This is a genomic window from Serpentinimonas maccroryi (assembly GCF_000828915.1).
Taxonomy (GTDB): Bacteria; Pseudomonadota; Gammaproteobacteria; order Burkholderiales; family Burkholderiaceae_C; genus Serpentinimonas; species Serpentinimonas maccroryi.
This window is the reverse complement of the sequence record NZ_AP014569.1, coordinates 121836-135080: the sequence shown is the minus strand read 5'-3', so window position 1 is coordinate 135080 and position 13245 is coordinate 121836. Positions and strand designations below refer to the sequence as shown.

Annotated in this window: 13 protein-coding genes and 1 tRNA gene; 8 read left to right on the top strand and 6 right to left on the bottom strand. The window is 68.3% G+C overall.

Translation table 11 applies throughout. The features are described from left to right. Window positions 1–25: 25 nt before the first annotated feature. A complete protein-coding gene (glmU, locus tag SMCB_RS00640) occupies window positions 26–1570 on the bottom strand; it encodes a bifunctional UDP-N-acetylglucosamine diphosphorylase/glucosamine-1-phosphate N-acetyltransferase GlmU (RefSeq protein ID WP_420834901.1) in 1545 nt (514 codons plus the stop codon). A 91-nt stretch (window positions 1571–1661) separates the two neighbouring features. On the opposite strand from glmU, the gene purU reads away from it, so the two are divergent. Further along, window positions 1662–2510, top strand: a complete 849-nt coding sequence (gene purU, locus SMCB_RS00635; protein WP_045534327.1) for a formyltetrahydrofolate deformylase — start codon at window positions 1662–1664, stop codon at window positions 2508–2510. A gap of 56 nt (window positions 2511–2566) precedes the next feature. Beyond that, entirely contained in the window at window positions 2567–3451 is an 885-nt protein-coding gene (locus tag SMCB_RS00630) for a LysR substrate-binding domain-containing protein (protein ID WP_045534326.1), read from the top strand. A gap of 150 nt (window positions 3452–3601) precedes the next feature. Here SMCB_RS00630 and SMCB_RS00625 read toward each other — a convergent pair. After that, a tRNA-Val gene (locus SMCB_RS00625) sits at window positions 3602–3676 on the bottom strand. A 129-nt stretch (window positions 3677–3805) separates the two neighbouring features. On the opposite strand from SMCB_RS00625, the gene SMCB_RS00620 reads away from it, so the two are divergent. After that, on the top strand, window positions 3806–5311 hold the full coding sequence (locus SMCB_RS00620; protein WP_045534325.1) for an FAD-linked oxidase C-terminal domain-containing protein: 1506 nt from the start codon (window positions 3806–3808) through the stop codon (window positions 5309–5311). A gap of 47 nt (window positions 5312–5358) precedes the next feature. Then, window positions 5359–6564 (top strand): PAS domain-containing sensor histidine kinase, encoded by a 1206-nt coding sequence (locus SMCB_RS00615; RefSeq protein ID WP_052468347.1) that lies wholly within the window; start codon window positions 5359–5361, stop codon window positions 6562–6564. Here SMCB_RS00615 and SMCB_RS00610 read toward each other — a convergent pair. Continuing rightward, complete coding sequence (locus SMCB_RS00610; RefSeq protein WP_045534324.1) at window positions 6561–7265, bottom strand: YggS family pyridoxal phosphate-dependent enzyme; 705 nt, start codon at window positions 7263–7265, stop codon at window positions 6561–6563. The two genes, SMCB_RS00615 and SMCB_RS00610, sit on opposite strands and share 4 nt — an antisense overlap. A gap of 33 nt (window positions 7266–7298) precedes the next feature. Between SMCB_RS00610 and SMCB_RS00605 the strand changes: the two genes are divergently transcribed. Genes SMCB_RS00605 through SMCB_RS00595 form a run of 3 tightly spaced genes read left to right on the top strand, consistent with a single transcriptional unit; the run spans window position 7299 to window position 10436 of the window. Next, entirely contained in the window at window positions 7299–8342 is a 1044-nt protein-coding gene (locus SMCB_RS00605; protein WP_045534322.1) for a type IV pilus twitching motility protein PilT, read from the top strand. 48 nt (window positions 8343–8390) lie between these two features. Then, a complete protein-coding gene (locus SMCB_RS00600) occupies window positions 8391–9527 on the top strand; it encodes a PilT/PilU family type 4a pilus ATPase (protein WP_045534320.1) in 1137 nt (378 codons plus the stop codon). Between the two features lie 6 nt (window positions 9528–9533). Continuing rightward, the gene (locus SMCB_RS00595; RefSeq protein ID WP_045534318.1) at window positions 9534–10436 is read left to right on the top strand and encodes an NAD(P)-dependent oxidoreductase; all 903 of its coding nucleotides are present in this window, start codon (window positions 9534–9536) and stop codon (window positions 10434–10436) included. A gap of 79 nt (window positions 10437–10515) precedes the next feature. Here SMCB_RS00595 and SMCB_RS00590 read toward each other — a convergent pair whose 3' ends face one another. Further along, window positions 10516–11187 carry a BON domain-containing protein gene (locus SMCB_RS00590; protein ID WP_045534315.1) on the bottom strand — a complete coding sequence of 224 codons (672 nt, stop codon included), beginning with the start codon at window positions 11185–11187 and terminating at the stop codon, window positions 10516–10518. A gap of 110 nt (window positions 11188–11297) precedes the next feature. Next, window positions 11298–11789 (bottom strand): YraN family protein, encoded by a 492-nt coding sequence (locus SMCB_RS00585; RefSeq protein WP_045534314.1) that lies wholly within the window; start codon window positions 11787–11789, stop codon window positions 11298–11300. On the opposite strand from SMCB_RS00585, the gene rsmI reads away from it, so the two are divergent. After that, window positions 11788–12738, top strand: coding sequence for a 16S rRNA (cytidine(1402)-2'-O)-methyltransferase (gene rsmI / locus SMCB_RS00580; RefSeq protein ID WP_045534313.1), 951 nt, complete (start codon window positions 11788–11790; stop codon window positions 12736–12738). The genes SMCB_RS00585 and rsmI overlap by 2 nt on opposite strands. A 76-nt stretch (window positions 12739–12814) precedes the next feature. Here the strand turns inward: rsmI and SMCB_RS00575 are convergent, their stop codons facing one another. Next, complete coding sequence (locus SMCB_RS00575) at window positions 12815–13204, bottom strand: hypothetical protein (protein ID WP_045534311.1); 390 nt, start codon at window positions 13202–13204, stop codon at window positions 12815–12817. Window positions 13205–13245 lie beyond the last annotated feature (41 nt).

Here is a 13245-nt window from a genome sequence, read left to right as displayed (position 1 = left end):
CCCAGGGGGCGCGCCTAGCGCTGCCTCAGCCCTTGCCCTTCTTGGGCCGCTGCCAGTTGGCTAGGCTGATCTGCTTGCTGCGCGCCACGGTGAGCGCGCCCGGTGGCGTGTTTTTGGTCAGGGTCGATCCCGCCCCCACGGTGCCGCCCGCCCCCAGCGTGAGCGGCGCCACCAGCACGCTGTTGCTGCCCACGTGCACGTTGGCCTCGATCACGCTGCGGTGCTTGGTGGCACCGTCGTAATTGGCGGTGATGCAGCCGGCGCCGTAGTTCACGCGCTCGCCCACCGTGGCGTCGCCCAAATAAGCCAAGTGGTTGGCTTTGGCCCCGGCGGCCAGCTGGCTGTTTTTCACTTCGACAAAATTGCCGATGTGCACCTCGGGCCCGAGCTCGGTGCCCGGGCGCAAGCGCGCAAAGGGCCCGACCTGCGCCAGCGGCCCCACGCGCACACCGCTGGCACCGCCGTCGATGTGGGTGAAGGGCAGAATCTGCGCCCCGGCTTCGATGCGGGCGTTGGCGATCACGCAGTGCGCGCCGATGCGCACCCCATCCCCCAGCTGCACCGTGCCCTCAAAAATGCAGTTGACGTCGATCTCCACATCCTGCCCACAGTGCAGGCACCCGCGCACGTCTAGGCGCGCTGGGTCGGCCAGCCGCACGCCTTGCTCGAGCAGGGCTTGGGCGCGGCGGCGCTGCAAGGCGCGCTCGAGCTCGGCCAGCTGCGCCGGGCTGTTCACGCCGGCCACCTGCAGCGCGTCGCTGATGCGGTGCGCGCGCACCGGGCAGCCGTCGGCCACCGCCAGCCGCACCACATCGGTCAGGTAGTACTCGCCCTGGGCGTTTCGGTTGTCGAGCCGCGCCAGCCAGCCGCGCAGCAGCCGCGTCGGTGCCACCATGATGCCGCTGTAGATTTCGGTCAGCGCGCGCTGCTCGGGGCTGGCGTCTTTGTGCTCGACGATGGCGCGCACCTCGCCACCCGCGCCGCGCACGATGCGGCCGTAGCCGCTGGGGTCGGGCAGGGTTAGGGTGAGCAGGCTCAGGGCGGCGCCGTCGGTTGCGGCGGCGCCTTCGGCTGCGGGCGCTGTGGCTCCGGCACCGGCTCCTTGCGCCTGCGCTGCTCTTTCCCCGGCCGCGCCGGTGCACACGGCCAGCAGCGCGCGCAGCGTGGCGGGCTCGGTCAGGGGCACGTCGCCCGAGAGCACAAGCGTCAGGCCGTCGTCGGCCAGCAGCGGCACCGCCTGCTGCAGCGCGTGCCCGGTGCCCAGCTGCGGCTGCTGGCGCACGGCTTGCAGCGCAAGGGGCTGGCCGGGCAGGGACTGCGCCGCAGCAGAGTCCGCAACAAACACCGCACCAGGCGGCACACCAAGCGGCACGCTGGCCGACGCCGACGCCAGCAAAGCCGGCAAGGCCGCCTCCAGCGCCTCGGCCTCGTGGCCGGTCACCACCACGGCGCGGCGCGCACCGAGCTGGGCCGCGCATGCCAGCACATGCCCCAGCAGCGGCTGCCCGCCCAGGGTTTGCAACACCTTGGGGCGGCTGCTTTTCATGCGCGTGCCCTTGCCCGCGGCCATGATCACCACATCGACTACACCCTGCATCCAGATACTCCTTTTAGATTGCTTGCGGACTCTTGGGCCCAGCCCGTTCGGCGACAATCGGCCCATGAATGCGACTTATGTGCTTACGCTGTCGTGCCCCGACAAACCCGGCATCGTACACGCCGTGTCGGGCTTTTTGCTGCAGCACGGCGGCAACATCGAAGAAGCGGCGCAGTACAACGACCACACCACCGGCTTGTTTTTCATGCGCGTGCAGTTTGTGTGTGCGCGCTTGAGCGAGCCCGAATTGCGCTTGCAGGTGCAGGCGCTGGCGCAGGCGCACGCCATGCGCTGCGCGCTGCACGCCTGGCACGAGCCCATGCGCTGCGTGATCTTCGTCAGTCAGCAGGGCCACTGCCTCAACGATTTGCTGTTTCGCTGGAAAAGCGGCCTGCTGCGGCTCGACATCCGCGCCATTGTGAGCAACCACCGCGATTTTTACCAGCTCGCGGCCAGCTACAACATCCCCTTTCACCACCTGCCGCTGCGCCCGGGGCTCAAGGCCGAGGTCGAGGCGCGCCAGCTCGAGCTCATCGAACAAGAACAGGCCGAACTGGTGGTGCTGGCGCGCTACATGCAGATTTTGTCCGACCCGATGTGCGAGCAGCTGGCCGGGCGCGCGATCAACATCCACCACAGTTTTTTGCCCAGCTTCAAGGGCGCCAAGCCCTACCAACAGGCGCACGAGCGCGGCGTCAAGCTCATCGGCGCCACGGCGCACTACGTCACGGCGGCGCTCGACGAAGGCCCGATCATCGAGCAAGACGTGGCGCGGGTGGACCACAGCTTCACGGTGGACGATTTGGCCGCGCAGGGGCGCGACACCGAATGCGCGGTGCTGGCGCGCGCCGTCAAGTGGCACTGCGAGCACCGGGTGCTGCTCAACGGCCACAAGACCGTGGTCTTTCGCTGAGGGGCCTAGAGGCAACTGCGCCCAACGGCCGAAATCGCACCCACAAAATCCGACCCATGCCCGCCCGCATCCCCCCCATCCAGTGCCTGCTCACCTTCGAGGCGCTGGCGCGGCTGCGCAGCGTCACGCAGGCGGCCGAAGAGCTGTGCGTCACCCCCAGCGCGGTCAGCCACCGCGTCAAGCAACTCGAGCAGATTTTGGGCGTCAAGCTCTTTGGCCGCGCCGATTTTTCGCTCACCACCGAGGGCAGCGAATACTTGGCGCACGTGCGCGAGGGCCTGCTGGCCCTGCAGCGCTTTCCCAGCCACCAGCCCAGCCCGGGGCGGCGCAAGCTGCGGCTGGCGGTCACGCCCACCTTTGCGCGCTCGCTGGTGATGCCGCGGTTGCAGCAGTTTGCCCAAGCCTACCCCGAGATCGACCTAACGCTACAGATCAGCATCCCGCTGCTCGACGTGGTGGCCGAAGACGCCGACCTCACCATCCGCTTCGGCACCGGGCGCTACGCCGACGTGGAGCACATCTGCCTGGTCAAAGACGCGGTGCTGCCGCTGGCCTCACCGGCTTTTGTGCGCGCGCACGGCCCCTTCGATTGCGCCGCCGACCTCGAAGGCGTGCCGCTGCTGCGCAGCCCGCTCGAGCCCTGGCGCACTTGGTTTGCGGCCCAGCACCTCGACTGGCCCGAACCCAGCGACGGCTCGCAGTTCAACGACATCGGCCTGATGTGCGACGGCGCCGCCGCCGGCATGGGCGTGGCGCTGGTGCGGCTGCGCCTAGGCGCACCCTGGCTCGAGACCGGCGCGCTGGTGCGCTTAGGGGAAGCCGACGCCTTTCGCGCCCCGGTGCCCAGCCCGCACGCGCACTACCTGTGCTGGCGCACCGGCACCATGGACCGCTGGGAATGTGCGGCTTTTGCCGAGTGGCTCAAGAAAGCTTTGGATTAAAGCCGATCCGATTCGATCGGCGCGCAGCCCCGGCAAGGCGGGCGGCGCGGGCACAGCTGCGCCAAAAGCGAAGCAGGATTTGGGATGTGAAGAAGGCACCGGCACCAGCGCTGAATCGGCTTGGCCGCCCCTTGCGCAGCAAGGGCTTGGTGGTGGGTGATACATGGATCGAACATGTGACCCCTGCCGTGTGAAGGCAGTGCTCTACCGCTGAGCTAATCACCCATCAAGCCTCAAATTATAGCGCAATTTCGTCCGCTTTGGCCTGGCCTAATCCACACCTCAACCAGACAGATAGAATCCCAAAAAAGCAGTCAGGAGCAGGGAACATGCAACCAACCCCAGAGGCCCGCCATGGCAACCGCCACCCTCACCCCTAATCGACCCGGCCCCGGCGTGCGCGCCCAGCGCCAAGCCGAGGTGGTGCGCGCGCTGGCCGCCGTGCTGCCGGCGCACGCGCTGCTCTACACCCCCGAAGACACCACGCCCTACGAGTGCGATGGCCTGACCGCCTACCGCGAGCGGCCGCTGTGCGTGGCGCTGCCCGAAAACTACGACCAGGTGCAGGCCGTGCTGCGCACCTGCCACCTGCTGGACGTGCCGGTGGTGGCGCGCGGCGCTGGCACGGGGCTATCGGGCGGGGCCATGCCGCACACCCTGGGCGTGACTTTGGGCCTGGCCAAGTTCAACCGCATTTTGCGCATCGACCCGCTGGCGCAAACCGCCGTGGTGCAAGCCGGGGTGCGCAACTTGGCCATCAGCGAAGCGGCGGCGGCGCATGGCCTGTACTATGCACCCGACCCGAGCAGTCAGATCGCCTGCACCATCGGCGGCAACGTGGCCGAAAACTCGGGTGGCGTGCACTGCCTCAAGTACGGCCTGACGCTGCACAACGTGCTGCAAGTCGATGGCTACACCATGGCCGGCGAGCCGGTGCGCTTCGGCGGCACGGCGCTCGACAGCCCGGGGCTGGATTTGCTGGCGCTGCTGGTGGGCAGCGAGGGCATGTTGGCGCTGGTGACCGAAGTCACGGTGCGCCTGACACCCAAACCGCAACTGGCGCGCTGCATCATGGCCAGCTTTGCCGACGTGCGCGCCGCCGGCGACGCGGTGGCGGCGGTGATTGCCGCCGGCATCATCCCGGCCGGGCTCGAGATGATGGACCAGCCCATGACGGCGGCGGTAGAAGACTTCGTGCACGCCGGCTACGATTTGTCGGCGGCGGCGATTCTGCTGTGCGAGAGCGACGGCACGCCCGAAGAGGTGGAAGAAGAAATCGGGCGCATGAGCGCGGTGCTGCGCGAATGCGGTGCCAGTGCCATCAGCGTGAGCCAGAACGAAGCCGAGCGGCTGCGTTTTTGGAGCGGGCGCAAAAACGCCTTCCCGGCCAGCGGCCGCATCAGCCCCGACTACATGTGCATGGACAGCACCATCCCGCGCAAGCGCTTGGCCGACATCTTGCTCGCCATCCAGGCCATGGAGATCAAGTACGGGCTGCGCTGCGCCAACGTGTTTCACGCCGGCGACGGCAACCTGCACCCTTTGATCTTGTTCGACGCCAGCGACCCGGACCAACTGCGCCGCTGCGAACTGTTCGGGGCTGACATTTTGGAGACCAGCGTCGCCATGGGCGGCACCATCACCGGCGAGCACGGCGTGGGGGTGGAAAAACTCAGTAGCATGTGCGTGCAGTTCAGCCCCGAGGAGCGCGAGCAGATGTTTGGCGTCAAGCGCGCCTTTGACCCCAAGGGCTTGCTCAACCCCGGCAAGGTGATCCCGACGCTGCACCGCTGCGCCGAATACGGCAAGATGCTGGTGCGCGGCGGCCGCCTGGCCTTTCCCGAACTGGAGCGCTTCTGAACCGCACCCAGACCCGGGCCGAGCACTGGACGCTGCTGGCCGAGGCCTTGCGCGACGCGGCCATTTTTTTCCTCGACGCCGACGGCCGCGTCAGCGACTGGACGCCCAGCGCCGAGCGCCTGCTGGGCTGGAGCGCGCCGCAGATGCTGGGCCAGAGCGTGGCCTGCTTTGCCCCGGTGCGCCAGCCGCAGGCCAGCGCTACCCAGCCCGGCACGCAGCCCGGTGCCGAGCCCCACACCGAGCCCGGTCCGCAAGCCGACGACGCCGCCGACCCGATGACGCTGGGCATCGAGCGCGCCACCCTGCTGGGCCAGAGCGAAACCCCGGGCTGGCAGCAGCGCGCCGACGGCAGCCTGTTCTGGGCCCAGACCGTGCTCACCGCCTTGCACGACCCGGAGGCGGGCGAGCTGCAGGGCTACGCCTGCCTGATGCGCGACCAGACCGAGACCAAGCGCCTGCTCGAGCTGCTCGAGCAGCTCAACAGCGCGCTCGAAGCCCGGGTGCAAGAGCGCACGCGCCAGTTGCAAGAAATCAACCACGACCTCGAAGCCTTCAGCGCCTCGGTGTCGCACGATCTGCGCGCACCGTTGCGCCACATCAGCAGCTACCTCGAGCTGCTGCGCGAAGACCTGGGGCCCGAACTGGGGCCCGAGGTGCAGCGGCACCTGGCCACCATCGGTTCGGCGGCCGAACACATGGGCCAGCTCATCGACGGTCTGCTGGCCTTTTCGCGCTTGGGCCGCTCGGCGCTGCAACGGCGCGAGCTGTCGATGACCGACCTGCTGCACTCCAGCCGCAACCGCGTGCTGCACGACCCCGCCTTGCAACGCCCCAGCGACAGCCTGTGCTGGCAGCTGCCGCCCGAGCTGCCGCAGGTGCAAGGCGACCCACGGCTGCTCAGCCAGGTGTGGGACAACCTGCTGGCCAACGCGCTCAAATACAGCCGACCGCGCCCGCGGGTGGAAATCCGCGTCGGCTGGCGCCCGCAGACCAGCCCCGAGGGCGCGCCCGAGCTGGTGTTCTGGGTGCAAGACAACGGCGTCGGCTTCGACACCCAGCGCGCCGAGCGCCTGTTTGGCGTGTTCCAGCGCCTGCACCGCGCGCGCGACTTCGAGGGCGTGGGCATCGGGCTGGCGCTGTGCCGGCGCATCGTCGAGCGCCACGGCGGTCGCATCTGGGCCGACAGCGCCCCCGACCAAGGCAGCACCTTCTACTTCTCCTTGCCCGAGGCGGGCGCTGCCACAACCCCTTAAGCGCGCGGGCCAAAGATCGCACTGCCCACGCGCACCAGCGTGCTGCCGCTGGCGACGGCCGCCTCGAGGTCGGCGCTCATGCCCATCGACAGGGTGTCGAGCGCGGCCGCACCCGGCGGCCACGCCGCTTGCAGCTGGGCCAGCAGCGCGCGCAGCTGGCCAAACAGCGCGCACTGGGCGGCAAAGTCGGGCAATGGCTCGGGGATGCACATCAAGCCACGCAGGCGCAAGCGCGGCAGCTCCAGCAGCTGCTGCGCCAGCGCCAGCGCCTCGGGCGCGGACACGCCGGCCTTGTTGCGCCCACCGTCGAGGTTGACCTGGATGCACACCTGCAGCGGCGCAAGCCCGGGCGGGCGCTGCGCGCTCAGGCGCTGGGCGATGGCCAGCCGTTCGATGCCGTGCACCCAGTCGAAGTGCTCGGCCACGGCACGCGTTTTGTTGCTTTGCAGCGCGCCAATGTAATGCCACTGCAAACCGGTGCAACCCAAGGCGCGCAAGGCGGCGATTTTGTCCACCCCTTCTTGCACGTAGTTCTCGCCAAAGGCGCGCTGACCGGCGTGCACCGCCTCCCGCACCGCCGCCGGGCTCATGGTTTTGCTCACCGCAAGCAAGGCCACGCCGGCCGGATCGCGGCCGTGCTGGGCACAGGCCCGGGCGATGCGCGCCCGCACCTGCAGCAGCCGGTGGTCAATCGTTGTCATAATGTTGTGGTCATATCAAATTTGGACGAGTCGATGGACATCACCCAGCTGCTGGCCTTCAGCCACAAAAACAAAGCCTCAGACTTGCACCTGTCGTCTGGCCTGCCGCCAATGATACGGGTGCACGGCGACGTGCGCCGCCTCAACGTCGAGCCGCTCGAGCACAAGCAGGTGCACGCCATGGTCTATGACATCATGAACGACGCCCAGCGCAAGCACTACGAGGAGTTCCTCGAGGTCGATTTCTCATTCGAAATCGAGGGCTTGGCGCGCTTTCGTGTCAACGCCTTCAACCAAAAGCGCGGCGCGGCGGCGGTGTTTCGCACCATTCCATCCAAAATCCTCTCGCTCGAAGACCTCAACTGCCCCAAAATTTTTGCCGACCTCGCGCTCAAGCCGCGCGGCTTGGTGCTGGTCACGGGCCCGACCGGTTCCGGCAAATCGACCACCCTGGCGGCGATGGTCAACCACCGCAACGAAAACGACTACGGCCACATCCTGACGATCGAAGACCCGATCGAGTTCGTGCACGAATCCAAAAAAAGCCTGATCAACCAGCGCGAAGTCAGTACCATGACGCTGAGCTTTGCGGCGGCGCTGCGCTCGGCCCTGCGCGAAGACCCGGACGTGGTGCTGGTGGGCGAGATGCGCGACCTTGAAACCATCCGCTTGGCCATGACCGCCGCCGAAACCGGGCACTTGGTGTTTGGCACCCTGCACACCTCGAGCGCGGCCAAGACCATCGACCGCATCATCGACGTCTTTCCGCCCGAAGAAAAAGAGATGGTGCGCGCCATGCTGTCGGAGTCGCTGGTGGCCGTGATCTCGCAGACCCTGCTCAAGACCGCCGACGGCAACGGCCGCGTGGCCGCGCACGAGATCATGATGGGCACGCCGGCGATCCGCAACCTGATCCGCGAAAACAAGGTGGCGCAGATGTACTCGGCCATCCAGACCGGCAACGGCTTTGGCATGCAGACGCTGGATCAGAGCCTGATGAACCTGGTGCGTGGCAACCGCGTGCACGTGGCAGAGGCCCGTGCCAAAGCCAAAATCCCGGAAAACTTCCCCGGCTGAACCCCGCCCAGCCCCAACCCCGCTTAGTTACCCCCCAAAGAGGCCGCCATGGAACGCGATCAAGCCAGCCAATTCGTCAACGACCTGCTGCGCCTGCTGGTGAGCCGCAACGGCAGCGATTTGTTTCTCACCGCCGACTTCCCGCCGGCGATCAAGGTCGACGGCAAGATCGCCAAGGTCTCGCCGCAGCCGCTTTCGGGCCAGCACACGCAGGCGCTGGCGCGCGCGCTCATGAACGACAAGCAGTCGGCCGAGTTCGAACGCACCATGGAGTGCAACTTTGCCATTTCCCCCGGAGGTATTGGGCGCTTTCGCGTCAACGCCTTTGTGCAGATGGGTAAGGTCGGTCTGGTGATGCGCACCATTCCGGCCAAAATCCCGACCATCGACAGCCTGGGGCTGCCGCAGGTGCTCAAAAACCTGGCGCTGGCCAAGCGCGGCATCTGCATCTTGGTGGGCGGCACCGGCTCGGGCAAATCGACCACGCTGGCCGCCATGGTGGACTGGCGCAACGAGCACACGCACGAGCACATCGTGACCATCGAAGACCCGGTGGAGTTCGTGCACCAGCACAAAAACTGCATCGTGACGCAGCGCGAAGTGGGGCTCGACACCGACGGCTGGGACGTTGCCCTCAAAAACTCGCTGCGCCAGGCGCCGAACGTGATTTTGATGGGCGAGATCCGGGACCGCGAAACCATGCAGCACGCGATCTCGTTCTCGGAAACCGGGCACTTGTGCTTGGCCACGCTGCACGCCAACAGCGCCAACCAGGCCATGGAGCGCATCATCAACTTCTTCCCCGAAGCGGTGCACGCCCAGATTCTGAAGGACGTCTCGCTCAACCTGCGCGGCATGGTGGCGCAGCGCCTGCTGCCGCGCCAAGACGGCAAGGGCCGCTACGCCGTGGTCGAGATTTTGCTGCACAGCGGCCTGATCGCCGACCAGATCATGAAGGGCGAGATCAACGAGCTCAAGGAGACCATGAAAAAGAGCGTCGAGGTCGGGATGCAGACCTTCGACCAGTCGCTCTTTACGGCCTTCGAGGCCAACCTGATCAGCTACGAAGAAGCCCTGCGCAACGCCGACTCGCAAAACGACCTCAAGCTGCGCATCAAGCTGCAAAGCCAGCGCGCCCGCAACACCGATCTGGGGGCGGGCACCGAACACCTGCAAATCCTCTAAACCACCATGCCCAGTCTGAACCCCAAAACCCACGCCGCTGTGGCGCCGCTCAAGCTGGCCTTTATCGGCTTGGGCGCGATGGGCTTTCCCATGGCCGGCCACCTGGCGCAAGCCGGGCACCAGGTCACGGTCTATAACCGCAACCCCGCCAAGGCGCAGGCCTGGGTGGCCGAGTTCGGTGGCGCCAGCCAGCCCACGCCGCGGCTGGCCGCGCTTGGGGCTGACATGGTGCTGTGCTGCGTGGGCAACGACGCCGACGTGCGCGCGGTGCTGCTGGGCGAGCACGGCGCCATGGCCGGCTTGGCCGCGGGCGCGCTGCTGGTGGACCACACCACCGCCTCGGTCGAGCTGGCGCGCGAGTTCGACGCGCTGGCACGGGCGCGCGGGCTGCATTTTCTCGACGCCCCGGTCTCGGGCGGCCAACTGGGGGCGCAAAACGGGCAACTCACGCTGATGTGCGGCGGCGCACCCGAGGCCTTCGAGCGCGTGCGCCCCACCTTGCAGGCCTACGCCAGCGCCGTGACGCTGATGGGGCCCTGCGGCGCCGGGCAGCTCACCAAAATGGTGAACCAGATCTGCATCGCTGGGCTGCTGCAGGGCTTGAGCGAGGCGGTGGCTTTTGGCCAGCGCGCCGGGCTGGACATGGGGCAGGTGCTCGAGGTCATCGGCCAAGGCGCGGCGCAGAGCTGGCAGCTGCAGCAGCGCGGCCCGACCATGGTGGCCGATCGCTTCGACTTCGGCTTTGCGGTGGACTGGATGCGCAAAGACTTGGGGCTGGTGCTGGCCGAGGCGCAGCGCAACGGCGCCTCGCTGCCGGTGACGGCGTTGGTGGACCAGTTCTACGCCGACGTGCAGCGCATAGGCGGCGGCCGCTGGGACACCTCGAGCCTGGTGCGGCGGCTGCGCTAGAGGCGCTGCGGGGCGCGCTTGTTGCCCGCGCGTCTCCTCTGCCTCTGCGCCCTTTCCCTGCGCTCTTTCCCTGCGCCCTTTAGTTGCCTGCGGGGGTTCGGGGGGCCGCGCTGGCCGGCGCCGGTGCCGGTGCAATGCGCGCCAGTTCTTCTTCGGTGATGAGCTCGAACACCCGCACCACGCGCTGCACGCCAGCGGTGCGGCGTGCGATTTCGGTGGCCCGGTCGGCTTCGCGCGCCGTCACCCGGCCCAGCAGATAGACGGTGCCGCGCTCGGTGACGATCAAAAACGCGTTGGAAGACAGGTCGGCGGCGTCGATCAGGCCAGCGCGCACGCGCGCGCTCACTAGCAGATCGGCCGAGCGCGCGGTGAGCGAAGGCGACCCCATGACGGCCAGCTCATCGACCACCGCCAGCACGTTTTCCACCCCGGCCACCACGCGCAGCGCCAGCGCACGGTCGGCTTCGGTGGCCACTTCGCCGGTGATGAGCACGCGCCGGTTGTAGCTGGTGACGTTGACGCGGCCGCGGTTGCCGATCTCGGCGCGCAGCCGGCTGGCGGCGCGCATTTCGATGCCTTGGTCTTCGACCATGGCGCCCGAGGTGCGGCGGTCGGTGGCCACCAGCACCGTACCGGCCACCGCGCCGCCCGCGATCAGCGGCGCGCAGGCCGACAGGCCCATCGCCGCCGCCAGCACCAGCGCCGCCACCGCCAACAGCCGTGCGTTGTGCGAACCCTTGTCTAAAGCCATGGCCAAATTCCTTACAGATGAATCAATCCGCCTATGATACCTGTGCGGTGGGCAGCGCCCACCTTGGCCCCGCGCTGCAGGCGTAACCCTTTGTTTGCGGACAGCATCCGTTAAAGGCCGTCGGCGTTGAAGGCGGCGCGCAACCATTCGATTTCCAGCGCCTCGCCTTCGCCTTGCACGGCCACCACATCGAAGCGGCACGGCGGCAGCTGCGCCCAGCGCAGCAAATAATGCCGCGCCGCAAACAGCAGGCGCCGCTGCTTGAGCGCCGAGACCGACGCCGCCGCACCACCGTGGCTGCGCTGGCGGCGCTGACGCACCTCCACAAACACCAGCGTGCCGTCGCGCTCGCGCAGAATCAGGTCGATCTCGCCGCCGCCACGCCCCGGCGTGCGAAAATTGCGCACCAGCAGGCGCAAGCCTTGGCGCTGCAGGAAGGCCAGGGCCAGCGCCTCGGCGGCGGCGCCCCGTTCTTTGGTGCTTGGGGCTTTGGTGCTCTGAGCCTTCTGTCCCGTGGCGGCTGGCGCTGGCTTGGCTGGCCTCGGCTTGGTTTCCGCTGCCTTGGTTGCCGCATCGGTGGCCGGTTTTAAGATTTCGCTCATGGTCTCTGTCAACCCCTCGGGCGCACTTGCCCTGCAAGCCGCCCAAGCAGTGGCCGGTGCGCAGCATTATCCGCCTGCCACCCTGTACCTGGTGGCGACCCCGATCGGCAACTTGGCCGACATCAGCTTGCGCGCGCTGCACCTGCTGCAGCAAGTCGATGCCGTGGCCTGCGAAGACACGCGCCACAGCGCCGCGCTGCTGCGCGCCTATGGCATCGAGCGCCCCTTGCTGGCGCTGCACCAGCACAACGAGCGCGAAGCCGCCGCCGCCGTGGTGGCGCGGCTGCAAGCCGGCGCGCGCATCGCCTACGTGAGCGACGCCGGCACCCCCGGCATCAGCGACCCCGGCGCCCGGCTGTGCCAGGCCGTGGCCGCCGCCGGACTGCGCTGCGTGCCGCTGCCTGGCGCCAGCAGCCTCACCGCCTTGCTCAGCGTGGCCGGTTGGGTCGAGAGCGAGGCGGCGCCGGGTTTTGTTTTCCTCGGTTTTTTGCCCGCCAAGGGGGCGGCGCGCGAGCGCGCGCTGCGCCGGCTGGCGCAGCTGCCGCAAACCGGCGTGCTGCTCGAGGCCCCGCACCGCATCCCGGCGCTGGCGCGCGAACTGGCGGCCTTGGGTGCGCGGCGCCTCACCGTGGGCCGTGAGCTCACCAAGCAGTTCGAAGAAATCGCCACCCTGCCCTGCGCCGACCTGCCTGCTTGGCTGGCGGCCAAGCCGCAGCGCCTGCGCGGCGAATTTGCCCTGCTGCTGCACCCACCCGAGGCCACGCCGGCCACCGACCCCGAGGCCGGCCCAGATGCCGGCCTAGGTGCCGAGGCGCTGCGCGTGCTCGATCTGCTGCTGCCCGAACTGCCCCTGAAAACCGCCGTGCGCCTGTGTGCCGAGATCACCAGCGCGCCGCGCAACGCGCTCTACGAGGCGGCGCTGCAGCGCCAAGCGCTCCAAGCCAGCTAGGCCAAAGCCCTCTGCGCCCTGCCCTGCGGCCGCACACAGCCTAGAGGGGCCGGCGTGGTGGCGCCGTCGGCCGCTGTTATGGGCGCGGGTCGTCGGGGGGCCTGCTTGGGCCGTCGCCGGGCAAGGTCGGGTTGGGGGTCTGGCCCTCGCGCACCTCGACATCGCGCGCCTCCACATCGACCACCTCGTCGCCACGCCCAGCGGCAGCGCCGGGGCCGCGACCGGCCCGCCCACCCCAACCGCGCCCGCGTGCGCGCATCCGCTCCTGCATCTGCCGGCGCAGCAGCTCGGCGGCCAGCGGCACGGCCACGCGCCGCCCGCGCAGCAAGGCCCACAGAGCGCCCAGCAGCAGCAAAGGCAGCGCCACGACCAGCAGCAAAACCCCGATCCCAATCAAAAACAGCCACAGCACCAGGCGCAGCAACGCGCCCAGCAGCCACGCCAAGCCATCCAGCAATTTGCCCATATCCCCTTTCTTGGCCGATTGGCCCGTTGCCACCCACAGAC

What these genes read in the sequence shown, in the direction of transcription:
- glmU (WP_420834901.1), bottom strand. Translation starts at nt 1,570, where the DNA reads ATGGCCGCGGGCAAGGGCACGCGCATGAAAAGCAGCCGCCCCAAGGTG.
- purU (WP_045534327.1), top strand. Translation starts at nt 1,662, where the DNA reads ATGAATGCGACTTATGTGCTTACGCTGTCGTGCCCCGACAAACCCGGC.
- SMCB_RS00630 (WP_045534326.1), top strand. Translation starts at nt 2,567, where the DNA reads ATGCCCGCCCGCATCCCCCCCATCCAGTGCCTGCTCACCTTCGAGGCG.
- SMCB_RS00620 (WP_045534325.1), top strand. Translation starts at nt 3,806, where the DNA reads ATGGCAACCGCCACCCTCACCCCTAATCGACCCGGCCCCGGCGTGCGC.
- SMCB_RS00610 (WP_045534324.1), bottom strand. Translation starts at nt 7,265, where the DNA reads ATGACAACGATTGACCACCGGCTGCTGCAGGTGCGGGCGCGCATCGCC.
- SMCB_RS00605 (WP_045534322.1), top strand. Translation starts at nt 7,299, where the DNA reads ATGGACATCACCCAGCTGCTGGCCTTCAGCCACAAAAACAAAGCCTCA.
- SMCB_RS00600 (WP_045534320.1), top strand. Translation starts at nt 8,391, where the DNA reads ATGGAACGCGATCAAGCCAGCCAATTCGTCAACGACCTGCTGCGCCTG.
- SMCB_RS00595 (WP_045534318.1), top strand. Translation starts at nt 9,534, where the DNA reads ATGCCCAGTCTGAACCCCAAAACCCACGCCGCTGTGGCGCCGCTCAAG.
- SMCB_RS00590 (WP_045534315.1), bottom strand. Translation starts at nt 11,187, where the DNA reads ATGGCTTTAGACAAGGGTTCGCACAACGCACGGCTGTTGGCGGTGGCG.
- rsmI (WP_045534313.1), top strand. Translation starts at nt 11,788, where the DNA reads ATGGTCTCTGTCAACCCCTCGGGCGCACTTGCCCTGCAAGCCGCCCAA.
- SMCB_RS00585 (WP_045534314.1), bottom strand. Translation starts at nt 11,789, where the DNA reads ATGAGCGAAATCTTAAAACCGGCCACCGATGCGGCAACCAAGGCAGCG.
- SMCB_RS00575 (WP_045534311.1), bottom strand. Translation starts at nt 13,204, where the DNA reads ATGGGCAAATTGCTGGATGGCTTGGCGTGGCTGCTGGGCGCGTTGCTG.